This is a genomic window from Deinococcus psychrotolerans, from assembly GCF_003860465.1.
In the GTDB taxonomy this organism is placed as follows: domain Bacteria; phylum Deinococcota; class Deinococci; order Deinococcales; family Deinococcaceae; genus Deinococcus; species Deinococcus psychrotolerans.
Genome location: NZ_CP034183.1, coordinates 2,347,578 through 2,369,805 on the forward strand (window position 1 = coordinate 2,347,578; position 22,228 = coordinate 2,369,805).

General features: G+C 61.5%; 22 protein-coding genes and 1 riboswitch. Of the genes, 14 read left to right on the forward strand and 8 right to left on the reverse strand.

The genetic code is table 11. The features are described 5' to 3' along the window. Positions 1-96 precede the first annotated feature (96 nt). Both EHF33_RS11580 and EHF33_RS11585 read left to right on the forward strand, forming a co-directional pair. Entirely contained in the window at positions 97-1,377 is a 1,281-nt protein-coding gene (locus EHF33_RS11580; RefSeq protein WP_124871589.1) for a GH39 family glycosyl hydrolase, read from the forward strand. A 53-nt stretch (positions 1,378-1,430) separates the two neighbouring features. Beyond that, positions 1,431-2,147 (forward strand): hypothetical protein, encoded by a 717-nt coding sequence (locus EHF33_RS11585; RefSeq protein ID WP_124871592.1) that lies wholly within the window; start codon positions 1,431-1,433, stop codon positions 2,145-2,147. A gap of 68 nt (positions 2,148-2,215) precedes the next feature. On the opposite strand, the gene pulA is transcribed toward EHF33_RS11585, so the two are convergent. Further along, complete coding sequence (gene pulA, locus EHF33_RS11590; protein ID WP_124871595.1) at positions 2,216-5,566, reverse strand: pullulanase-type alpha-1,6-glucosidase; 3,351 nt, start codon at positions 5,564-5,566, stop codon at positions 2,216-2,218. Between the two features lie 74 nt (positions 5,567-5,640). Here pulA and EHF33_RS11595 point away from each other — a divergent pair, with 74 nt between their 5' ends. Together EHF33_RS11595 and EHF33_RS11600 are read left to right on the forward strand one after the other, a co-directional pair. Next, the gene (locus EHF33_RS11595; RefSeq protein WP_124871598.1) at positions 5,641-6,813 is read left to right on the forward strand and encodes a DUF4357 domain-containing protein; all 1,173 of its coding nucleotides are present in this window, start codon (positions 5,641-5,643) and stop codon (positions 6,811-6,813) included. After that, positions 6,810-7,100, forward strand: coding sequence for a hypothetical protein (locus tag EHF33_RS11600; RefSeq protein ID WP_124871601.1), 291 nt, complete (start codon positions 6,810-6,812; stop codon positions 7,098-7,100). The genes EHF33_RS11595 and EHF33_RS11600 overlap by 4 nt, the downstream gene beginning before the upstream one ends. A gap of 121 nt (positions 7,101-7,221) precedes the next feature. Here EHF33_RS11600 and EHF33_RS11605 read toward each other — a convergent pair whose 3' ends face one another. From EHF33_RS11605 to EHF33_RS11615, 3 genes are all read right to left on the reverse strand, one after another. Further along, complete coding sequence (locus tag EHF33_RS11605; RefSeq protein ID WP_124871604.1) at positions 7,222-8,124, reverse strand: MerR family transcriptional regulator; 903 nt, start codon at positions 8,122-8,124, stop codon at positions 7,222-7,224. 86 nt (positions 8,125-8,210) lie between these two features. Then, the gene (locus tag EHF33_RS11610) at positions 8,211-8,735 is read right to left on the reverse strand and encodes a GyrI-like domain-containing protein (protein WP_124871606.1); all 525 of its coding nucleotides are present in this window, start codon (positions 8,733-8,735) and stop codon (positions 8,211-8,213) included. A 135-nt stretch (positions 8,736-8,870) separates the two neighbouring features. After that, entirely contained in the window at positions 8,871-9,542 is a 672-nt protein-coding gene (locus EHF33_RS11615) for a DUF7079 family protein (RefSeq protein WP_124871609.1), read from the reverse strand. A gap of 81 nt (positions 9,543-9,623) precedes the next feature. After that, a riboswitch (TPP riboswitch) is annotated at positions 9,624-9,731 on the forward strand. 51 nt (positions 9,732-9,782) lie between these two features. On the opposite strand from EHF33_RS11615, the gene EHF33_RS11620 reads away from it, so the two are divergent. The 7 genes from EHF33_RS11620 (at position 9,783) to EHF33_RS11650 (ending at position 16,884) form a co-directional block, all read left to right on the forward strand. Next, entirely contained in the window at positions 9,783-10,481 is a 699-nt protein-coding gene (locus EHF33_RS11620; protein ID WP_124871612.1) for a thiaminase II/PqqC family protein, read from the forward strand. Positions 10,482-10,487: 6 nt separating this feature from the next. Further along, positions 10,488-11,249 carry an ABC transporter permease gene (locus EHF33_RS11625; protein ID WP_124871615.1) on the forward strand — a complete coding sequence of 254 codons (762 nt, stop codon included), beginning with the start codon at positions 10,488-10,490 and terminating at the stop codon, positions 11,247-11,249. 35 nt (positions 11,250-11,284) lie between these two features. Next, entirely contained in the window at positions 11,285-12,310 is a 1,026-nt protein-coding gene (locus EHF33_RS11630) for an ABC transporter substrate-binding protein (protein ID WP_124871618.1), read from the forward strand. Between the two features lie 65 nt (positions 12,311-12,375). Then, positions 12,376-13,347: a nucleoside hydrolase gene (locus EHF33_RS11635; protein WP_124871622.1), complete on the forward strand. Its 972-nt coding sequence runs from the start codon at positions 12,376-12,378 to the stop codon at positions 13,345-13,347. Positions 13,348-13,395: 48 nt separating this feature from the next. Beyond that, positions 13,396-14,772 carry a sensor histidine kinase gene (locus EHF33_RS11640; protein WP_124871625.1) on the forward strand — a complete coding sequence of 459 codons (1,377 nt, stop codon included), beginning with the start codon at positions 13,396-13,398 and terminating at the stop codon, positions 14,770-14,772. A gap of 414 nt (positions 14,773-15,186) precedes the next feature. Then, a complete protein-coding gene (locus EHF33_RS11645) occupies positions 15,187-16,539 on the forward strand; it encodes a DUF4388 domain-containing protein (RefSeq protein WP_124871628.1) in 1,353 nt (450 codons plus the stop codon). Positions 16,540-16,617: 78 nt separating this feature from the next. Further along, positions 16,618-16,884, forward strand: a complete 267-nt coding sequence (locus EHF33_RS11650; RefSeq protein WP_124871632.1) for a hypothetical protein — start codon at positions 16,618-16,620, stop codon at positions 16,882-16,884. Between the two features lie 78 nt (positions 16,885-16,962). Here the strand turns inward: EHF33_RS11650 and EHF33_RS11655 are convergent, their stop codons facing one another. From EHF33_RS11655 to EHF33_RS11665, 3 genes are all read right to left on the reverse strand, one after another. Beyond that, the gene (locus tag EHF33_RS11655; RefSeq protein WP_124871635.1) at positions 16,963-17,298 is read right to left on the reverse strand and encodes an FKBP-type peptidyl-prolyl cis-trans isomerase; all 336 of its coding nucleotides are present in this window, start codon (positions 17,296-17,298) and stop codon (positions 16,963-16,965) included. Between the two features lie 140 nt (positions 17,299-17,438). After that, the gene (locus EHF33_RS11660; protein WP_124871639.1) at positions 17,439-17,948 is read right to left on the reverse strand and encodes an ankyrin repeat domain-containing protein; all 510 of its coding nucleotides are present in this window, start codon (positions 17,946-17,948) and stop codon (positions 17,439-17,441) included. A 64-nt stretch (positions 17,949-18,012) separates the two neighbouring features. Further along, a complete protein-coding gene (locus EHF33_RS11665; protein WP_124871642.1) occupies positions 18,013-19,464 on the reverse strand; it encodes an MBL fold metallo-hydrolase RNA specificity domain-containing protein in 1,452 nt (483 codons plus the stop codon). Positions 19,465-19,547: 83 nt separating this feature from the next. On the opposite strand from EHF33_RS11665, the gene EHF33_RS11670 reads away from it, so the two are divergent. The 3 genes from EHF33_RS11670 to EHF33_RS11680 all read left to right on the forward strand — a co-directional run bounded on the left by EHF33_RS11670 (position 19,548) and on the right by EHF33_RS11680 (position 21,629). Next, the gene (locus tag EHF33_RS11670) at positions 19,548-20,543 is read left to right on the forward strand and encodes an isocitrate/isopropylmalate dehydrogenase family protein (protein WP_124871645.1); all 996 of its coding nucleotides are present in this window, start codon (positions 19,548-19,550) and stop codon (positions 20,541-20,543) included. An 84-nt stretch (positions 20,544-20,627) separates the two neighbouring features. After that, positions 20,628-21,104, forward strand: a complete 477-nt coding sequence (locus EHF33_RS11675) for a hypothetical protein (RefSeq protein ID WP_124871647.1) — start codon at positions 20,628-20,630, stop codon at positions 21,102-21,104. Positions 21,105-21,128: 24 nt separating this feature from the next. After that, a complete protein-coding gene (locus tag EHF33_RS11680; RefSeq protein ID WP_124871650.1) occupies positions 21,129-21,629 on the forward strand; it encodes a hypothetical protein in 501 nt (166 codons plus the stop codon). Positions 21,630-21,651: 22 nt separating this feature from the next. Here the strand turns inward: EHF33_RS11680 and lepB are convergent, their stop codons facing one another. Beyond that, positions 21,652-22,221 (reverse strand): signal peptidase I, encoded by a 570-nt coding sequence (lepB, locus tag EHF33_RS11685; protein WP_124871653.1) that lies wholly within the window; start codon positions 22,219-22,221, stop codon positions 21,652-21,654. Positions 22,222-22,228: the final 7 nt, after the last annotated feature.

Below are 22,228 nucleotides of genomic sequence, written 5' to 3' on the forward strand. Positions count from 1 at the left end.
TGCGCCGCGCCGCCAGAAAAGTCAAGGCCCACGAACTCGCCTGCTTCTGCTGGGTTTACGCTGCTGTGCCTAGACAGTTGTGCTTATAGTTGGGTCATGCGACTCAACACCCGACTCTCCGCGCTGCTTGCTCTTTCGCTGGGCCTCGCCGCTGCCGCGCCCGCCACACTGGTGCTGGGCAGCGGCACGCCGACGCCGCTGCCACCCAGCGTGATCGGCGGTTTCAATTACGGCAACTGGATGCCGGTGGTGGAAGCCAAAAAAGACCTGCGGAGCGTGGCCCCGACTCTCCTGCGCTTTCCCGGCGGCAACGTTGGCGACGAGAATGACCTGACGGCGGCCAGTCTGGTGCCGCTCAAATCCAACTTGGAACTGCTGACTACCGGCCTGACCCCGCCCGCCCTGATGGTGCAGACCCGCGTGTTCGGCGGCAAGCCGGGAGCCAAGAACCAACCTCAAGATGCTGCCCAAGCCGCCAGGGACGCGCAGGCCGCCAATCTCAAAGTGGCGTACTGGGAAATCGGCAACGAACCTGATTTGTATTCGGTCAATCGGGGCGACGCAACTTGGACAGCCCAGCGCTACTGCGCCACCTTCCGAGCGCAGCGGCAGGCCATCTTGCAGGTTGATCCGTCCGCCAAATTCGCGGGGCCAGCGGTGTCGAATACCGGCGATAAAGCCGCCAGCTTTCTGGAGCAGTTTGTCAAGGGCTGCGGCGACATCGTGGACTTGCTGACCTGGCATGAATACCCCACCGACGGCTTGTCCAGCGACGCGGACGCGCTGGCGAGCGTCTCGGTGATCGACCGCGACGTGAAGCGCTTTCGGGCGCTGATGGACAGCCAGAGCGGCAACCCGCTGGGCTACACCCGCCGCACGCCGCTGGGCGTCACCGAGTACAGCTTGTCGTATGTGTCGGGTCGCCCGCGCCACCTGAGCGATCAAGTCGGAGCGCTGTGGGCCGCTGAAGCCACCTTGCGGCTGGCCGAGAACGGCGCGTCGGTGGCCGCTTACTTTGCCCTGCAGGCCACTGGTGGGCACGGCTTGGTGGACCTGGCGGGCATCCCGAGGCCCACCCTCTACGCTTTCCAGCAGCTTCATGCGTTCACCGGAAGCGGGCTGCCCATCAGCAGCGGCGATCCGGCCCTCTGGACGCACGCGGCGCAGGACGGCCCACTGCTGACGGTGCTGGTGACGAATACTGCCGCCGAGGCGCACTCGCTCACCGCCGCGCTGCCGGGCTATCAGCTCGTCGGCGGCAAGACCTTTACCCAAAAAACAGTGGACGATGAAAACGAAATGATCCGTCTGCCGCTGGCCGACACGCTGGATTTGCCTGCACTCTCGCTGACCCGGCTGGTTTACAAGCGGCAGTAAAGACTTGGGCGATTCGTCAGCTTTGGCTCAGCTTGAAAGATCAGGCTGAGGGCATGAAACTCCTCTGGATTGCCCTGCTGGCCGCCTCCCTCGCCGCCGCCTCGCCTACCACGGCGCAGGGCTACGAGATGAAGTCGTACCTCAATCTGAACGGCGCTCAGCCCGCCGCCTTCTGGTGCGATACCCCAGAGCGGGTGCTGGCCGTGACTCAGCCGAAGGGTACCGGCGGCGCGGCCCAACCGGTCACTCAGCCGGTCAAGTTGCTGGAATGGGCGGGCGGTGATTCCAGCGTTCAGGATTATCAGTTAGGCCCCAGCGATGCGGGCGCAGGCAACCTCTACACGGCGCTGACGCCAGCGGGCCAAAAGGTCAGCCAAACGCCCAGGTATTACGTGCATTCCAGCAACATCGAAAACGTCAACGACCCGTTGTACCGGATGACCCACGTGAATGCCTTCAAAGTGTCGGCCGGAACCTTCGCGTGCCGCTACAAACCGCAAGCTGCTTTCATCGGAGCCACCGCCAAGCACAGCATTACCGTTTGGGAAAGCGGTGACAAAGTGACGTACAGCAGCAGCAACCATGACGGCACGCCGGGGCTGTACCTCATGGGCGGCACCCATAGCGGCCAGCACTACCGCTGGACGAACAACGGCTACACCTACGCCCTGACTCTGGACGATCCTGCCGCAACTTTAAGCGTGCTGCGCGGCGCGAAAGTGCTGAGCAAGGAAGCGTTTTTGGCCTATAGCGTGAGCACCAGGAAGTAGGCCGGAGAAGCTGTCCGAATCTGAATGGAGTGCAGGCCAATTCTGCCGCGACACTTTACCAAGCTGATTTACTTGCCGACGAATACCGCCGTCGTCAGCCCCGGCACGCTCACCGTGTCGCCGCTGGCGGTGCTCTGCTTCACTGCCGCGTCTGAGCTGGCTTTCAGAACTGGATGTAAGTCCAGCTTGAGTGGCGTCAGGCTGGCGTCTTTGAGGGTGTAGACCGCATTGCTGGCATTGAACACCACCAGAACGTTTTTATAAGGGGCGTTCCCGCCGCTGAGCTTCATCACGATGACGCCGGGCGTCTGCGTGGGGCCAGCGTTCAGGAAGCTCAGTTGGTTTTGCACGGCCTGAGCGGTCGGCAGTCGGAACAGCGGGCTGGAATTGCGGATGCTCAGCAATTCACGCAAGTTGTCAGAGGCCCGCGTCCGGTCTGCCACCGTCACCTTGAGGGTCGTATTGGAGAGCAGCGGGCGGTAGATGTTCCACTGGTCTTTGTTTTTCTCGGCCATCGGTAGGCCGCGCCCGAAGCCGTTGTCGGCTCCCGTCCAGGCGATTTCGTTAAACCAGTCGCCGCTGTTGTAGCTGTCGGTGTCAAAGCTCTTGGAGCGCAGCAACTCGTCGCCCGCGTGGATGAACGGCATGCCCTGACCCAGCAGCACCAAGCTGTAGGCCAGATTCTGCATCCTGACCCGCTGGGCGGTGGTGGCATTCAGGGGCGCTTTGAGCAGCACCGCGTCCCACAGCGTTTGGTTGTCGTGGGCCGAGACATAGTTGATGGTCTCGCGGGGGCTGGCCGCGTAGCCAGTGGGCGCGTCGCCGTAAGGAACCTGCGCTCCGGTCACGGTTTTGCCCGTATTGTCCACGAATTTGAAGTCGCGCAAGTTGCCGCTGAGGGCCACTTTGATCTGATCGGTGAGCTTGAGAAGTTTCGCCTTGTCGGTGTTCTGCGGCTGGCCGTTGGGCAGGCTCAACAACCCCGTCGCAAAGCCCTGATCTTGCAGCCCGCCGAAGGGGTTGCCGCCGCGCACCGCGTCCCGAATCCGGTCGTTGAAGGTGCCGATGCCCTGCCCGTACAAATTGACTTGGGTGGCGTTGACGCCGCGTGCGTTCCCGGCCACCTCACCGAAGTCCCAGCCCTCGCCGTAGAGGTAGATCTGCTTGCCGTCCACGCCGTCTTTGGCCAGCGTCAAAGCGTCCAGCGCGGCGCGGGCGGCCTGCATGTCGCTGACCAGATGGTGGCCCATCAAGTCGAAGCGGAAGCCGTCTACTTTGTACTGCTTGGCCTCCAGCACCAGCGTATCGATCATCAGGCGGCGCATCATGGGGTGCTCAGTGGCGGTGTTGGAGCAGCAAGTCGAATTGGCGACCACGCCGTTGACGTCGAGGCGGTGGTAATAGCCCGGCACGACCTTATCCAGCACGCTCTTGTCGGCCTCGCCGCTGGCGGCGGTGTGGTTGAAGACCACATCCTGCACGACGCGCAGGCCCGCCGCGTTCAGCGCCATGACCATTGAGCGGTACTCTTTGGTGCGCTGATCAGGGTTCACCGCGTAAGTACCTTCCGGCGTCATGTAGTGGTAGGGGTCGTAACCCCAGTTGAAGCCGTCCTGGTCTCTGACAGTGCTGACGGCGGCCTGTTGTTCCTCACTGGCGGGCGGGAGCTTGGAGAGGTCGCCGGGGCTTTTCCAGCCCGCTTTGTCTTTGGGAAGCGAGGCGATGTCAAAGGTCGGCAGCAGGTGAACGGCCTTGAGGCCCGCGTCGGCCAGCGCCTTGAGGTGCTTCATGCCGTCGCTGTTCTTCTCGGTGAAGGCCAGATAGGTGCCGCGCTCGGCGGCGGGAACGGTGGCGTCGGCCACGCTGAAGTCGCGCAGGTGCAGTTCGTAGAAATTCAGATCACCCACCGAGTTCAGCGGCGGCTTCTTGAGCGTGTCCCAGCCCGCCGGTTTCTGCGCCGCGTCGCTGAGATCGGTGATGAGCGATTGTTGCCCGTCGGCGGTCAGACCAATGGAGTACGGATCAGACACGACATTGGTTTCCTGTTTGCCTGTCGTGGGCGCGTAGACCGTCACCTGATAGCGGTAGGGGGCATTCTTCCAGCCCGCGTCGCCGGTCACGCTCCAACTGCCCTTGTCTCCAGCTTTCATCGCCACAGTTTTGGTTTGACCGCCCACCGTCACCAGCACTTTCACGTCCTGCGCGGTGGGCGCCCAGACGGTCAGGGTCGGAAGGCTGCCCGCCCAGGTCACGCCCAGCGGCCCGGTGTAGCCAAACAGGTCGTCCAGTACGCCCCAAATTTGCACGCCCGTCGCGTCTATTAGCTTGTCGTCAAGGCCAGTGCTGCTGATCGCCAGTTGCCCACGCAGCGCTGATGTCACCTTGCCCGCGTCCTCGGGCCGCAGCTTGACCACCGCATAATTGGCCAGATACGGGTATTTGGCTTTGAGAACCGCGCTGAGTTGGTCGCCTGCATCTGAGCGCACCAAGGGCAAGCTCTCGCCGCCGGTGACGCCCGCCGGGGTCAGCTTGAGGTCGCCCGAAGTGCTGGAGTAAAGGTTGAGCAATGCACCGTTGGCCAGCAGCGCGGGCTTGACGGCGATGGTGTCGCGCGTCAGCCACACTGCTTGCTGCTGGCTGAGGTCGCCCACGGGCCGCACGCTGGTATCGGGCCGGGTGGTATTGACCGCTGGACTGCCGCTGATGATCCAGGCTTGATTACCGCTGCTGGCGGGCAAGCTCTGGTCGGGGCCAGGGTCTTTGTCGTCGCCTTTGTGGATGATGAAATTCAATTTGCTCCAGCCTTCCACGGTGGGCACGTCCCAGTACACCCCGAAATCATTTTTGCCAGTCTGCGCCAGCGGTTTGGCCCACTCGGTCGGGGCTTTCGCGCCGTCCCAGACGTGCAGCCCCCAACCGTCGTACTTGCCGTCGGGGCGGTAGTAGTTGATGCGGGCGTTGCCAGCCGGAATGGTGGCTGCGGCAGCCGTGGGTGTGGGTGCTGGCGCGGCTTGAGCGATGACTGCCTGAGTCGCGTCTACGGTGAACGGCCCCGCTTTGGTGTAGGCCACGTTGGCACTGCCCGACTTGATCCACAATTCATGGCCCAGTCCCAAGTTCATGAACAGGTCTTCGTCCGCGTCCTTTTTGTCGCCGGAATGCACGATCAGGCCCAGCTTGACGGGACTGGAACCCAGCGGCACGTCCCAGTACACCCCGAAGTCGTCCTTACCGCTGGCTTTGAGCGGCTTGTCCCAGCTCGTGGCCGCGCTGGTGTCTTCCCAGACGTGCAGGCCCCAAGCGCCGTACTGGGCATCGGGGCGTTGGTAGTGAATGCGGGCAGTGCTGGCCGGGAGGGCGCTTTGAGCGGCAGCCGAAACCGCCAGCGCGAACGTCAGGAGCGTCGCAAGTCGTTGCATGGTAGGGGAGAGTCTAGAGGATCGGCCACCGGAAATTGCAAGAGAACCAAAGTCTTCCGCTAAACTTTGGAAGCATGCCCGCCGAACAAACTTCTATGAGACGTGAGCGGGTGACTCAAGTCGTTAAAGTCATCCAACACTGGCTCTCCAGTCAGCCCAGTCCGGGCGAAGCTGTGGTGCGGCAGGCCATCGTGTTGCCTCTTTTGCAAGCAGCAGGCTTTGACATCTGGAACCCAGCGGAAGTGATTCCGGAGGAAACCGACAAGGGCGGCTTTCGGCCCGATTTGCGCGTCGTGGCGGGCCAGTATCAATTCGTCCTTGAACTTAAAGGTATGAACGTCGGTCTGCACGACAAGGACTATCAGCAGGTCGCCGCCTACGCGGGCGGCAAGGGGATTCGCTGGGCGCTGCTGACCGATGGACGGGTGTGGGTGGTCATCGACGAGCACATGCAAGGCCCGTACTCCGAGCGCATTGTCCTGAAGCTCGAATTGGTTCAGAAAGCCGCCGGGGTGTTTGCCGATGATCTTGCTGCCGTGCTGGACGCAGTGAGCTGGATGAGGGGTGAGTTTGAAACTCGGCTTTCGGAAGTCCAGCAGGCTCAGCAAAAGCGGCGTGACGACGCTCAAATTCATTTGGAAAAGCGCCCGATTGTCGAAGACGTGCAAAGCGAATATGACATTGCCAGTTTCGAGAAGGCGGCGGCAGCGGCGGTCAAGATGGGCCTGATCACCGAAGCCGAGCGCAACGTGCTACTCGGCGCGGTGCAGATTCAGTCGCCCAGTCCAGCCGCGGCGGAACCCAAGAAGTTAGAAATTAAAGAAAGCAAATGGCAGCTTAAGACGCAGCCCAACAAGGCGGCCAAACTGGAGTTCTCAGCCAACAAGCCGAGTGAGCCGACTCCACCGTTGCAGACCGAAATTTGTTTTCGGTATCGGCCCGGACACGCAGATGCTCAGGCGGTTTATCTTCCCGAGCTGGGCAAGTGGGTCATTCAAGCGGGCAGCATGACCAGCGCTGAGGTCAAGGAGTACGCTGCATCTGTCGGTAAACGCCGTACAGCCATGTTGGAGGCGGGTGAAGTTCTTCTGTTAGAAGACGGGCGGCTTCGTTACCTCAAGAATGTGGAGTACACCTCGCCGAGCACGGCGGCAGATGATATCTCTGGCGCTTCCAAAAACGGTTGGATCGTCTGGATGGACGAGCAGGGTCGCCCCGCCCAATATTACCGGCCCCCAAAGGGATGAAACTTCTCACCGATGCTTTTGGCTTTCGGGCTTATCTCAACGTGGAAACGCCGCTTGAGGAGCAATCGGTGGCCGTCTGGAACGCTCAGATACGGGTGGAGGGTATGATCGTGGGAAGCGAACTGGGGCCGTTGCAAACGTCAGCTCTGGGCGCGGTGGCAATGGACGTGCTGTCTCGCCCCGAAGCTTCAAGATTGGGCCTGACCGCCAGGCCTGCCGCGAGTGACGAGCAGCGCCAAGCCTGTCATTCGGGCCGGATGGGCATGTCCTCTCCAGCGCGTCAGTGAGAGCGCTCAGCGAGTGTGCCTAAGCCCTGCCGCCCCGCCGACCAGAGGATATCACCCTCTTTCTGTCGGTGGGGTTGGCGGGCACGGAAGTGGTGCTGGCGCAAGAACTCCTGCGGTTCGCTCAGCCCTGAGCTTTCGGCACGAACGGCCAGGCCACATCGGCCACCAAATCAGTCGGCCCAGCCGTGTTCCAGTTCTGGTTGTAGACTTCACGCGGCGCGAACTGGCTGCACTCGCCGAGCTGCTGGGCGTATGAGAGTGCCGCGTCATAAGCCTTGAGAATCTGGGGAAACTCGAATTGCGCTTTGGTGAGGGTGACGTAGGCTTCATGGTGGGCGTTCTCGTCACGCAGGGCGAACTCGCCTTCCGCTGCCAGTTCACCACTGTACGGAAAACAGATCTCCACTGGGCCGTCGCTGTCGTTGTTGACTTCACCGTGATAGACGGCGAACATCGGCCCGGCCATCTGTGCATCCTGCTGCTCTATAAAGGCAAGCACGCGGCCCGAATCTTCAAAGAAGGCCTTGAGATCATTGACAAAGACCCGGCGGGTGATAGAGACGACGCGCCGCTGCGGTACGAAGCGCTGCTGAAGGGTGAAGTGGCTGTCGGCTGACTGATCTGTGTGCGTGGCGGTCTGGGTCATATTGGGGCTCCTTTGATCGGTACTGGTTTGATCTTTGAACACTTGGCTCAGCAAGTACTCGGCCAGTTCTCGCCGTTGGGTGTGGGCGGTTTCCACGCCTTGCCACAGATGCTCAAACCGCTCCCGGCGCTCAGCGTTCGGGGCGTCCAGCACTTCGGCAATGGCGCTCAGCGGCAAGTCGAGTTGGCGCAGCAAGCTGATCTGCTTGGCACGATCGAGCTGCCCGGCGGCGTAGTAGCGGTAGCCGCTCTCGGTGTCAGTCCAGGCCGGTGGAAGCAAGCCAAGCGAGTCGTAGAGCCGCAGCGCTTTGATGCTTAGGCGGCTGAGCTGCGAGAACGCTCCAATCGTCAAGTCTGTGCGGGTTTGCGGGTTCGGCATCCTTTACCCTCCGGAGGTAAGAGCAGTTTGCACCCTCCCCCAAGGGATGAGTCAAGCCCCGTTATTGGCCTCGTTGCTGGCCCCGTTTACGGAAACAGTCGCCCGCGTGACTCGGGCCGCAGTTGGTTAAACCATTTCATCGGCACGGCCAGTTCGCCCACCACCTCGTCCTCGCCGCGCGTGGCCCACACGCCGTAATCCATTCGGCGCAGCGGCCCCAGCACGTCGCCGTTGGCGCGGGCGGCCTGCTCGACTTCCCGTCTGGCAGCGCCAAATAGAGCCGAGTCCATAAACTCCCGCTTGGTCAGCGGCAAAAACGCCTCGCGGTGTTCGGGGTCGGTGTGCTGGGTCAGGCCGTTCGGCACGCTCAGTTCACCCTGATACGGCACGCAGACTTCCACCGGGCCGTCGCTCTCCTCGGTCACGGGGCTGTGGTAGATGATGGCCACCGGGCCGAGCTGCTCTAGGCCTTGCTCGGTCAGGACGGTGGGCAGGGCCAGGCTGGCTCCGTTCACGAAGTTGTCCAGGCGGGCCGGGCGCAGGTGGTTGATGGCACACAGCAAGGTGCGGGCGGGCAAAAAGCGGTACTGGACGCGGGAAGGAGCAGTCATGCCGCGAGGATAGCGGATTGAGCTTCCAGCAGTTCAGTCCAGCACTTCCAGCTTGAGGCCAGCGCCTACAAAACGGGCGAACTCTCGGTCAGCCGTGATTACAGAAAGACAGCAATATGTCTCCCATCCACTCTCTCAAGCCGAAGAGATGAGCGCCAGCACGGCCTGGCTGCTGCGCTCCTCATCCTCGCTCTTCAGCAGCAGCGGGCGCAAGGTGGGCTCCAAATCGGCCCAGACGGTCTTGAGGTCTACGGCACTGGCCGGGCAAGCGGTCAGCGGTGACACTTCAGACCAGAAGTAAGCGCGGGCCAGCCTATGCCAGATGGCGGCCCGCGCTGAGCGCTCAGCGGTGGGGAGAACCAGCAAACCACTCCGCAGCCGCATGGCCGCCGCGTAAGCAGGCTCCACTTCGCTGCTCCAGACCTGCTGCATCAGCGCTGAGAGCGACCAGCGCTTTAGCTGGTGCCGAATGGCCCGCCGCCGCACGATCTGTTCTTCCAGCCAGTCGAGGTCAAAGTAAGCCCACTCCCCAGCCACCAGAGTCAGATTGAACAGCAGGGCGGGCGTCACCTCCTCGCGCCAGATTTCACCGAGGGCGGCCTCGTCTAGGCCCGATTCAGCCAAGCGGCGGGCGATCAGCGGCAAACTGGGACGGGTGTCGGTGTCCAAAAAAAGTTCGCCAAAAGCGTCCCAGACGCGGCGGCGCACGGCGAGTTGGGCGGGGGTAAAGGGCGCGTAGGGCAGAGGCATCGGCTGAGGTCTAGTCTGGCGCAGCGCAGCTGGATTGTGAACGGCCTGCTTATCCACCGGCACTCAGTCACCACTCGCTGTGCCTTCACTGACCAGTCTTGCTGGTTTAATCAACGCGCCCTGGCTGTGCTAGCGTGGCCGTGTCACCGGGGGTGCTCGGGCTGCCAAGTGGAGCCCGGGCTGAGATCAAACCCTTGGAACCTGACGCGGGTAACGCCGCCGGAGGGAGCGTGACGACAACTTCGCCATTGCCGCGCTGCGCGTTGTCCATGCCCCTTCCCAGAGCTGGGGAGGCTTATGCAAAAGACCACCATCGAATGGACTGGAAGTTCCTTTTTATCTGCACTGCTCGGCCCCGAGTTGCAGGCCAAACGCCAAGCCCTCATTGAGCATCCGCTCTGGCGAGCCATAGAAAGTGGTCAGGCCAGCTTGGGCCGCCTGCAAGTCTTTGCCCTGCAAGACGCTTGGCTGGTGCAGCACTCACCTCAACTCGAAGCGCTGCTGCTGGCTCACGCGCCCGACGAAGCGGCCCACCGGACGCTGAGCGCCAAGCACGACCCCAAATCGGTCTTTGCCGGACAGGGCAGCTTGCAGCATTTCGGCGCGGGCATCGGCCTGACACCTTCCGACTTCGAGCACATTACCCCGCTGGCTGGTTGCCTGACGCTGACCAGTCATTTTTATTACGCCCTGCTGCGTCACGGCTTTGTGGGCATGCTCGCCAGCCTCAGCGCCAGCGAGAGCGTGTTCATCGCCATTTGCCAGCGGGTCGGGCCAGCTTTGCAGCGCCACTATCACCTCACCGACGAGCAGGTGGCTTTCTTTCCGCTGCACGACCACTTGGAAGAAAGCGTCAACGGCGGCGAGGCAGCCCTGCTGGAGCGGCTGTGCCAGACCCCTGCCGAAGTGGAAGCGCTGAAACTGGTGGTTTCGCAAACCTACGACTGCGAGAAGTTGTTTTACGACACGGTCTGGCAAGCCGGCTTAAGGACTTAATTCCCTGTGAAGTGGACTGGGCTGCTGCCCGCCATGGGTCTGGGCCTGGCCGCCGCCGCGCTGATTGAAGCCGCCTCGCGGCTGGGCTGGGTCGCGCCCAACTTGCTGCCCGCGCCGAGTCAGGTCTGGGCGGCGCTGCGGCTCAATGCCGACATCTTGGCGATGCACACCCTGCAAACGCTGGCCGAAACCCTGCTGGGCCTGCTGCTGGCGCTGATTCTGGGGCTGGGCTGTGCGCTGACGCTGCGGCGCTCCGCCGGGCTGCGCCGCACCCTGCTGCCCTGGCTGGTGGTTTCGCAGACCATCCCGTTGATCGCGCTCGCGCCGCTGCTGCTGGTCTGGCTGGGCTTCGGGCTGCTGCCCAAGCTGGTGATGGTCACGCTGTTCTGCTTCTTTCCCATCACAGTGTCTACGCTCGGCGGCCTGATGCAGCCCAACCCGCAGCTCGAAGACCTGTTTCGCAGCTACGGCGCTTCGGCCTCACAGCGTGACGCTTTGCTGCGTTTCCCGGCGGCCCTGCCTGCTTTTTTTGCGGGCCTGCGCCTGTCGGCCAGCTACGCTGTGACCGCCGCCATCGTGGGCGAGTACGTCGGCGGCTATGCCGGGCTGGGCATCCTGATTCAGACCAGTGCCAACGCCCGCGCCACTGCGCTGGTGTTTGCCGCCATCGCCCTGACCGCCCTGTTCAGCGTGCTGCTGGTGGGCCTCGTCTCGCTGCTGGAACGCGCCGCCCTGCGGGGCCGTCCGCCACTGTCCGACCAATCCTGAAGCTCAAATTTCCGAAGCTCAAAAAGGAACACACCATGACCCTGATTCGCAACACGTTGGCGCTGGCCCTCGGCCTGAGCCTGTCACTCGGTCAAGCCCAAACGGCCAAGGCCCAAACCACACCGCCCCTCTTGCCGGTGACGCTGGCGCTCGATTGGACGCCCAACGTCAATCACATCGGCATTTACGTGGCGCAGCAGCAGGGCTGGTACAAAGCGGCGGGCGTGCAGCTCACCGTTTTGCCCTACGCCTCCACCTCGCCGGAAGTGCTGGTCACAGCGGGCCGCGCCGACGTGGGCATTTCCGGCGCGGAAAGCGTGACCGCTTCAGCCGCCTCGCAAAGTCCGGTGATCAGTATCGCGGCCATTCTGGCCAAAAATACCGCCGCCTTCGCGGTGCTCAAGAGTTCGGCGGTGGTGCGGCCCAAGCAGCTCGACGGCAAGATTTACGCGGCCTTCGGTGCGCCCTACGAAACTCCGATCATTCAGCGCCTGATTCGCAACGACGGCGGGCAGGGCCAGTTCAAAAGCCCGGTGCTGAGCGCGGGTGGCCTGCCTGCCCTGCTGTCCAAGCGGGCCGATTTCATGTGGATTTTTGAAGGCACAGAAGGCGTGGAAGCGCGGCTGGCCGGCACGCCGCTGCGGACGTTTTCGCTGACCGCCTACGGCGTGCCGGATTACTACACGCCGGTTCTGGTGGCTGACCCGGCGCGGCTGTCGGCCAATACGCCCAAGTTGCGGGCCTTTCTGGCGGCCACTGCACGCGGCTACGCCTACGCCGAGCGCTACCCTGCCGAAGCCGCCGCGCTGATGCTGGGAGCCGTTCCCAAGGGCACTTTCCCCGATCCGAAGGTACTGACCGAGGGGACGGCCTGGCTTTCCAGCCATCAGGCGTATGCCCAGTCTGGCCAGCCTTGGGGCCAGCAGACTTTGAAGATGTGGACGGAATATCCGGCCTTTTTGCTGAAGGCGGGCGCGATCCGGACGCCGGAGGGCAAAGCGGTGAAGCGGCTCGATTTCGCCAGCTTGTTTACCAATAAGCTGCTGCCGCAGGTGAAATAACGGGAGCCGGACATAACGGGAGCCGGACATAACGGGAGCTGGGCGGCGCTGTGCCATCATTTGGCATGATGCCGCCCCCTGCTGCTCCCCGCCCGGTCATTCTCGACGGCGACCCCGGCCACGACGACGCCATCAACATTTTGCTGGCCTGCTCAAGCCCCGAGCTGGAGGTGCTGGGCGTCACCACGACCTACGGTAACGTGGGCCTGGAGCGCACCACCCAGAATGCCCTAATCGTGCGCGAACTTATCAATCAGACTTCGGGCGCAGATTTCCCGATTTATGCTGGCGCTGACCGCCCGCTGGTCGTCCCGCGCCTGAGTGCCGAGTCGGTTCACGGCGCAAGCGGGCTGGACGGCCCCGATTTCCCCACGCCCAAGCGGGGAGCCGAAGCGCTGCACGCCGCTGAGTTCATCATCCATTCGGTTCGCCAGCGGCCCCACCAAGTCACCTTGCTGCCGACTGGCCCCCTCACCAATCTGGCGCTGGCCCTGCGCCTCGCGCCCGATATCGCGCCGCTGATCCGTGAAGTCGTCTGGATGGGCGGCAGCTTGGACACCGGCAACTGGACGCCCAGCGCCGAGTTCAATGCCCTGTGTGACCCGCACGCTGCCCGAATCGTCTTTGAGTGCGCCGCTGAAACGGGTCTCAAGCTGACCATGTTCGGCCTCAACGCCACCCATCAGGCGATTGCCAACCCGGCTCGGGTGGCGGCTTTTCGGCAGCTCGGCAGCAAAGTGGGCGAGTTTACCGCCGTGTTGCTGGAATTTTTTGCCGAGCACCACCGTGAGCGCTACGGCTGGGACGGCGGAGCACTCCACGACCCGATGACGGCGGCGTATTTGATTGCGCCCGATTTGTTTGAGGTTCAGGCCATGCGGGTAGACATTGACATTTCTGATGGCCTCAGCGCGGGCCGGACGGTGTGTGACGTGTGGCGCGTGACCGGCCAGCCGCCGAACGCAGATGTGGCCCTCAAGGTCAACGCTGACGGCTTTTTCAATTTGTTGGTGGAAAGGATAGCCCGTTACCGCTGACTGGCCCGCCGTGAAGCGCGTCTCACCGTTTCCCCCTAGACTTGGCGCGTGACCGACTCGGCCCGATTGCGTTTTTTGCACACCCTTCGCTTCCGGCTGGCGCTGCTGTATACCCTGCTGGCGCTGCTGGTGGTGGGTCTGGTCAGTGCGCTGATTACCGCCAAGCTGCTCAGCGACCTCGATGCGCAGTTTCAGGCCCGCCTCGACGAACGCGCTGACCGACTCGCTGAGGCTTTTGGCAGCGGTAGTAGCGGGCTGGGCAAACCCGCCACGCCCAGCGGCGGCTACGCCATGATCGTGGACAGCGGTGGCAAAGTGACGTATGCCAACGCGGGTGTCAAGGTTTACGAAAACTCGCCGTTTCCCTTCGGGGGCAAAACAGAGGTGCTGATTCAAGATTTGCTGGTTCGCACCGCCACCCGTGAACTGAGAGGCTACGGCGACGGCAAAAGCTTTATCTGGGTCGGCCTGCCCGAGGACGCGCTGGTTCAGGCCCGCCAAAGTGCCTGGCGGCTGCTGTGGATAGCTGTTTTGACCGCGCCGGCTTTGATGCTGCTGCTCGGTTGGTTGGTGGGCCGCCGCGCTCTGGGCGGATTGGGCCGCGCCGCTCAACTGGCTGACCGCATCGATCCGGCCCAAACGGTCATGCCGCTTCCGCTCCCGCAGCAGCAAGACGAGGTCTACCGCCTGCTGACCGCCATCAACCGTCTCCTGGCCCGCATCGAAATGCAGCAGGGCCGCGAAAAGCAGCTTCTGGGCCAGATCGTCCACGAACTCGGCGCTCCGCTGACCGTGCTGCGGGCTTCTCTGGGTCAGGCCACCCAGCGCACCGGAGACGCCGACGTGGCCCGCGCCGCGCTGGTGGCCGACGAACTGACCTTCACCACCCAAGATTTGATGCAACTGGCACGCGGTCAGCTCGAAATGAAATTGGTTTGGCATTTTATTCCGGCTGGCACTTTACAGGGGCGCTTAGACCGCTTGGTGGCGGGCACGACCTTCAGCGGCGACTGGCAACGCGGCATGGTGCTGTGTGACCCAGACCGGCTGACTCAGGCGCTGCGCAACCTGCTGGCCAATGCGCGGCGGGCGGCGGGAGCGGCAGGCTGGGTAGAGATCCACCTCAGCGAAACGCCGCAGCAGGTGCGCTTTACGGTGCGCGACTCTGGCCCCGGCCTTCCTGCCGAGCTGGGCGAGAGCATTTTCGATCCGTTCGTCAGCGGCGCGGGCAGCAGTGGGCTGGGCCTCAGCGTCTCGCGCCAGATTGCCCAGGCGCACGGCGGCGAGCTGAGCGGCGGCAACCATCCGCAGGGCGGCGCGGCCTTTACCCTGACTCTGCCGGGGCCGGAACTGGGCGACGACTTTGCGGAAGAAGACAGCGCCGAGTGGGAAGAGGACGGCATCATCAAACCAAAACCCAGCTAAACCAGAGCACAGCTCAATCAAAACCCAGTCAAATCAAAATCTAACCAGGCCAGAACCTAAACGCCTCCTGCCTTTACAAAAGCTTAAGATTGTCAGGTGCCCTTCCCATAAGCTTAAATCCAGTCAGCGGTCAGTCGAGCGGCTGGTGGGTGATCGAGCGTCCTTATTCATCAAGCGTTTTTGCTGAAAGGCAGTGCTGTTTGTCAGCTGAACAAAAGTCATTTTGCGTGTCGGGCTTGTCATTGCCATGTAAGGCGTTTTTTTTATACTGAATCTCAGACCTTGCTCACGCGCTGGGAAACCTGCTGCCGCTTATTCCCAGCCGCGTTTTCTAAAACTGCCTTCACTCTGGCAAATTTCCCTTTTGCCGCTTGCCACTGCTCTACAATCCAATCTCAAGAAGTGAGGGCTGCTGTGCTTCAAGGCCGCGACTTCATTTCCCCCCAACTCAGTGTCGGCGGCCCCGCCAAAGGAGGTGAAGTTATCCTTGCCCGTGTAGAAACCAAAAAATTCCTGCTGCTGCTGACCCAGCAAGCGCCGCAGCTCGAAAAAGATTTACGGCGGTACAGCCGTGAGTCGGTCAAGTGGCGCATCGAAACGACGGGCAGTGTGGCCGCCGTGATGAGCGCTTACGAGAGCTTCCCGCCGGATTTGGTGGTGCTTGATCCCGCTTTGCTTGAGGGCAGCGTCGAGAGCTTGCTCGAACATGCCAAGCGCAATTGGCCGCGCACCTTCTTTTTGCTGCTGTCTGATCGGCCCGAAGCCGACTTTCAAGCGGTCTTCGAGCGCTTTGGCAGCTTGCCGATCATCGCGCCCGAGAGCGCTTTGAGCGTCAGCAAAGCCATCGAAAAAGAAATGGTCGGCCTGGTCAACGGCACCCTGCGCGGCCTGATGCTCTCCAGCTTTTTGCAGATGATGGAGTGGGAAGCCAAAAGCGTTTCGATTCATGTTTCTGCGGCGGAGAAGTGGGGCCGCATCCATTTGTACAAGGGCAAGTTTGTCAGCGCTTATGTTCACCGCCAAGAACTCAGCAACAAACAAGCCGCTATTGAAATCATGATGTGGGACAACATTTCAATTGCGGTGGAGCGCTCCTATCACAACCACAACAACCAACCGACTTTGCCGCTGTCTTCTTTGCTGATGGACGCGATGGTTAAAAAAGACGAAGAAGCGATGGCTCCCGCCCCGCCAGAACAGAACAATGAGCCAGATGCAGAGGCAACCAGTAATCTGGATATCTTCAGCGAAGACGCCTTTGACGATCCTCCTGAATTTGAATTCGACGACGCCATTGCCGTTTCTGAAGAGATCGATGAAGACGAAATGGGCCTTTATATTATTCAGACTTCCGTGCCCAGTTCTATTTCAGTGCCGAGCAAGGAAATTGAGAAGAAGTTGCTCGGCAAACCCAACAGCCGCGACATCCTGGTGGGCGATATTTTATCGATTGACGGTGCGGTGGCGGCGGCCTTGGTGGATTACAGCAGCGGCATGGCGCTGGACATGGTCGGCAGCGGCATCGACTTGGAACTGGCCGGAGCCGGAACCACCGAAGTGGTCAGGGCACAAAAGCGCTCGATGGAACTGCTCGGCATTGAGGGCCAGATCGAAGACATGATGGTGACTCTGGAACAGCAGTACCACCTGCTGTATATCTTGCCGGGAACCACTTTGTTTTTGTATGTGGTGCTGCGCAAAGAGCAGGCCAATCTGGCAATGGCCCGCTATAAACTCAAGGCGGCGGCGGCGCAGCTCCAACTCTGAGTTGATACGGTCTCTGGGTTGACTCGGCCTTTAGCGTCCGCACACCCCACTTTCTCTGCGGCGTGCTGCAATACAGCCATGACCGGACACACCAGTGATGAGCAGTTTGACCGCGCTCCCGAAACACGCGGCACCGATTCGGAGAGTGCCACCAAGACCCCCAACCAAAACCGGGGCGTGATTCAGGACTCACCGGGCAACCCCGATCTGGGCTTTGAGAGTGACGCGGGCGGCGAGGGCAACCTGACCGACGCCGAGATGCCGGAAGGCTGGACGCCGCCAGCAGACCCCGAAATCCCGCGTGATTATCCGGTGTCTCCTGACGACGCCTCAAGCGACATGTAGATCACCGAGCGTTAAATCATAAGAAAACACCGCCGAACGCTTGGATAAGGTTCGGCGGCGTTGTGTTTGGGCAGCAATTTAGCGGGCGTCCACCAGTTCCACGTCAAAGATCAGGGTGGCGTTGGGCGGAATGACTCCACCTGCGCCGCGTGCGCCGTAGCCGAGGCTGGGCGGAATGGTCAGCTTGGCCTTGTCGCCGACATTCATCTGTGAGATGCCGTCATCCCAGCCCTGAATGACCTGGCCCACGCCGAGCTGAAACTCAATCGGCTCGCCCCTATCGCGGCTGCTGTCGAACTTGGTGCCGTTTTCCAGCGTGCCGGTGTAATGCACCTTGACCATCTGGCCCTTCTTGGCGGGTGCGCCGTTGCCTTCGTGGTACTTGTCGATCTGGAGTTCAGTGGGATTCGTCATGCTCCAGAGCCTAACAAACCCCCGGCATCCAAACCTGAGATAAAGCTGAAGGATTGGTGTAACTGCTTAGCGCAAGGACGGTTCTCGCGCTAAGCAGTTACACGGAATATAAGACCAATTGAATTCAGACGCTACAAAATTTATATCTCATTAGAGATTATTAAGTCGAACGCATATTTTGACAGCAAGTTTGCTTCTTGTAAGTATAATGCGTTTTTTCTAAATTCACGACCAATATTGTCAACATACATGGTGATCGCACCTTTCTCAAGAAGAAGTCTTATCAATGCAGTATTGTCTCCGAGCGTTGCCCACCATATTGCGGTTTTCCCGTCTTTATCTAAGGCATTCACACTTGCCCCTAGTTCAATTAATTCGCTGGAAAAGTCGGCTGTCTTCCTATAAATCCATGGAGCGTTATGACCTTCACGCTGCGACGGTTCAAGATATTTATCGGATGGTGTTAATAGGGCTATCTGGTGCAATACAGGGCGGCCATCGAATATTGGTGCATTTAGATCTATTAGGTCATCGCTGATTTCATTGTTCCAATCGCGTAAAAACTTTCTTATTGGTTCAGGGATTTCCTTCAAAATGTGTTTCATATTATTTGGTGTCCGTTCAGCATGTTTACGCCGTGAAATCCACATAGTGTAAGGATTCCATACAGTATTGCCCCCTAAACGTTAGAGGATTGGTCTTATTCGGCCAGCCTTACTCGGCTTGGCCCACCCCTCTGCTCACCTCGTCCACTTCGCCCGGCGGTTTGCCTCCGGCGAAATGGGTCTGCTCCAAGTTAACTGCGCCGCGCCTCGGTACCCGGTCGGCAACTCGGCCACGCTCGGCCAGAATCGGCAGAAATTCGTCCATCACCTGCGCTTCGCCGTGAACCAGCCAGATGTGGGCCTGGCCGGTGGTGTCCAGCCAACTTAGGAGGTCGTCCTGGTCGGCGTGGGCCGAGAAGCCGCCGATGGTGTGGACGTGCGCCTTGACAGCCACGTCTTCACCGAGCAGATGCACGTGGTCTGCGCCCGCCACGATGCGCCCGCCGAGGCTGCTGGGCGACTGATAGCTGACAATGACGAGGCTGGTGCTGGGCTTCCAGAGCTGGTGCTTGAGGTGGTGCTGGATGCGCCCGCCGGACATCATGCCGTTGCCCGCGATGATGATGGCCGCGCCGTCATAGCGGTTGATGCGCTGCGACTCGGCGCTGCTGGTCACGACGTGCAGGGTGGAAGGCTTGAATGGGTCTTGGCCGCTCCGGAGGGCTTCGCGGACTTTGGGAATGAGTTCGTCGCCGAATTCGAAGTATTCGTGGGTGGCCCGCGCCGCCATCGGGGAGTCGAGAAAGATCGGCACACGCGGCACGTCTCCGGCGTCCATCAGGGTTTTGAGGTAATACAAGATCGCCTGCGCCCGCTCGATGGCAAAACTCGGAATCAGGATTTTGCCGCCGAGCCGTACGCTCTGATTGAGCACGTCTCTGAACTCGGCCAGCGTCTCGGCCAAGGGGCGGTGGGTGCGGTTGGCGTAGGTGGTTTCGATCAGCACCGCGTCGGCTTCCGGCGGCGGCGTGAAGTCTTGCTGGAGGCCGCTTTCGCGGTTGCCGAGGTCGCCGGAGCAGATCACCCGGCCTTCTGACGAGTCGAGAATCAGGTAAGCGCTGCCGAGGATGTGTCCGGCCCGCTCGGCCCGCACCTTGACTTGCCCCACCGTGAGGGTCTGGCCGAATTCCAGCAGGGGGCGCATCAGCGCGACGGTTCGGTGAACGTCTTCCTCGTCATAGAGGGGTTGCGGCACGTCCGCCTCGCGGTTCATCCGGCGTGCCCGCTGAACGTCTTGCTTGTAGCCTTCCACCTGCAAGCGGGCGCTGTCGAGCAGCACGGTTTCGGCCAGCTTGAGGGTCGGCGGGGTGCAGTAGATCGGGCCTTTGTAGCCGCGCCGAATCAGCAGCGGCAGCCGCCCGACGTGATCGAGGTGGGCGTGGGTCAGCAGCACCGCCGAGAGGTCGCCCGCCTCAAAGGGAAAGGCTTCGCGGTTGCGGGCCTCCAAGTGCTCGTCGCCCTGAAACAGGCCGCAGTCGACGAGCAGCCGCTGGCCGCCGAGCGTGAGCAGATGACAGCTTCCGGTGACGGTTCCGGCTGCGCCCAGACTTTGCAGATTCATGGGGCATTGTAAGCTCTGTACCCTCACCCAGAAACACCCCGCGAGCCTGCGCCCTTGCCCCCATCCCCTAAACTGTATCCATTATGGCTAAATACCGCATTGCACTGATTGAAGGCGACGGCATAGGACACGAAGTGATTCCGGCAGCCCGCCGCGTGCTGGACGCCGCTGGCTTTGACGCCGAGTACATCGACGCCGAAGCAGGCTACGAATACTTTCTCGATCACGGCACGTCCACCCCGCAGGCCACCTACGACGCGGTGGAAAACACCCACGCGACTTTGTTTGGCGCGGCCACCAGCCCCACCGATAAGCCGGACGGCTTCAAGGGCGCAATTCGCCACCTGCGCCAGAAGTACGGCCTGTACGCCAATGTGCGCCCCACCAAAACCCGCCCGGTGCCGGGGTCGTATGACAACGTGGACTTGGTGATCGTCCGCGAGAACACCCAGGGCCTGTATGTCGAGCAGGAACGCCGCTACGGCGACACCGCCATTGCCGACACCGTGATCACCAAAGACGCCAGCCTCGCCATTGGCAAATTCGCTGCCAACCTCGCCATGCAGCGGCGCAAGAAACTCATGGTGGTACACAAGGCCAACGTGCTGCCGGTCACGCAGGGCCTGTTCCTGAACACCATCTTGGATGAAGTCAAAGGCATGGACGACCTCAGCACCAGCACCATGATCGTGGACAACGCCGCCATGCAGCTTGTCCGCAACCCCGCCCAGTTTGACGTGCTGGTGATGACCAACATGTTCGGTGACATCCTCTCCGACCTCGCGGCAGGTCTGGTGGGCGGCTTGGGCATCGCCGCCAGCGGCAACATCGGCGACAAGTTCGGCATCTTCGAATCGGTTCACGGCTCGGCCCCCGACATCGCTGGGCAGGGCGTGGCCAACCCCACCGCCACCGTGCTGGCCGCCGTGCTGATGCTCCAGCACTTGGGCGAAACCGAAATTGCCACGCGCCTCGATAACGCTGTCAACAAAATCTTGCAAGAAGGCCCTCGCACCCGCGATCTGGGCGGCACGGCAGGCACCGAGGAATTTACCAAAGCGCTGATTTCATTTCTGTAGGCGAACTGATCTGAAAGCTCCGGCAGTGCGAGTTGCCGGAGCTTTTTTTGTTCTGGGCTGGACGCACTGCGGTAGACTTCCGCTATGGCAGACCTTGACGGACGCATCGGCGGCGCTCTGGGAGGCTACGACCTTCACGCCGATTGGGACGGCGAACGGCTGTCTGGAAGGATCGGTGGCGGGATCATTGGTAAGGATTTTTTGCTGACCCTGAGTGGCAACCGGGTCAGCGGGCGTGTCGGCGGCGAGGTGATCGGCTTTGATGCGGTAGGCGAAGTCGGTGCCACCCATGTTGAGGTGAGATTGAGTGGGCGTCAGAGCAGTGACGACTTGCGGCTGAAGATCAGCGGTCACAGGGCCTCTGGCCGTTTTTATTGGGAAAAAAGCGGCAAAGACGTTGAGCTGACCCTGCACGGACAGCAGCTTCAGGGCCGGATCGGGGCCGGGTTTATTGGCAAAGACGTCAATGTGAACATCGGCAGTGTGCCGCTGGGCCTCGCAGCGTTGGCTGCTGTTGCCGCCTATAAAGCCTTCGTCGATGACCAGAATAATTCGAGCTGAGTGGGGCCGGTTTATACTCCCCGTATGGCAGATTTAGACGGACGCATCGGCGGCATCACGGCGGGCTACGACATTCACGCCAAATGGCAGGGCGAGCGCCTTCACGGACGCATCGGCGGCACCTTCAACGGCAAAGACATCGATGTGCGCCTCAGCGGTGATCAGGTCAACGGCAGAATCGGCGGCCATTTCGGGGGCTTCGATGCCGACGGCGAGGTGAGCGATACGCACGTTCAGGTGCGCCTCGGCGGTCGCATTGATGGCGACGACGTGCGCCTGGACATCAGCGGCAACCGCGTGCAGGGCCGCTTCTCGGGAAAATTGAGTGGCAAAGACTTGAATCTGACGCTCGACGGCCAACACCTGACCGGACGTATCGGCGGCCACATCGACGGCAAGGATGTCAATCTCCAGATCGGCAGCGTACCGCTCGGCCTCGCGGCACTGGCGGCGGCCTGCGCCTACAAAGCGCTGGAAGATGAGCAAAACGACGCGGCGGCGGCCAGTTCGGGTGGCTCAAGCTGAAGCGCTCAAGTAGGCTGACCGCTTATCGCCCGCCCACCCGGCCCGGCGGCCACAAACAGATGTTTGCCGTGCCCGCCACATCTTTCACGCTGACCGGCCCGTAAAAACGCGAGTCCACACTTTCAGCGAGTTGACGGTTGTCGCCCAGCACGTACACCGCTCCCAGCGGCACTCGGCTGGGCGCTTCGTCTTGGGCCGCTCCTCCGCTCACATAAGTTTCAGCTACTTTTTGCCCGTTGACCCGCAGTTGCCCGCCCCTGATTTCTACCGTGTCGCCTGGCACCCCCACCACCCGCTTGATGTTGTAGGAACGGTGACGAACTTCCCAGACGCCCAAAATACTCAGCGTCTCCCAGGCGTACTCGCTGTCCGGCGGGGCTTTGAAAATGACGATATCGCCGCGCCGGTAGGGGAGGCCGGTCAGGTGCCAAGCGTAGCCCCAGCGCGGAGACTTGAGCAGCAGCATGGCCTGACCTGTCTGCAAGGTGGGGTTCATGCTGCTGCCGTCTACGCGGGCAATCGTCAGGCCGAAAGTGGAGATCAGCCACAGCACCAGCAGCGGTAAAATGGCTTCGCGCCACACGCGGTTCATCGGGGCT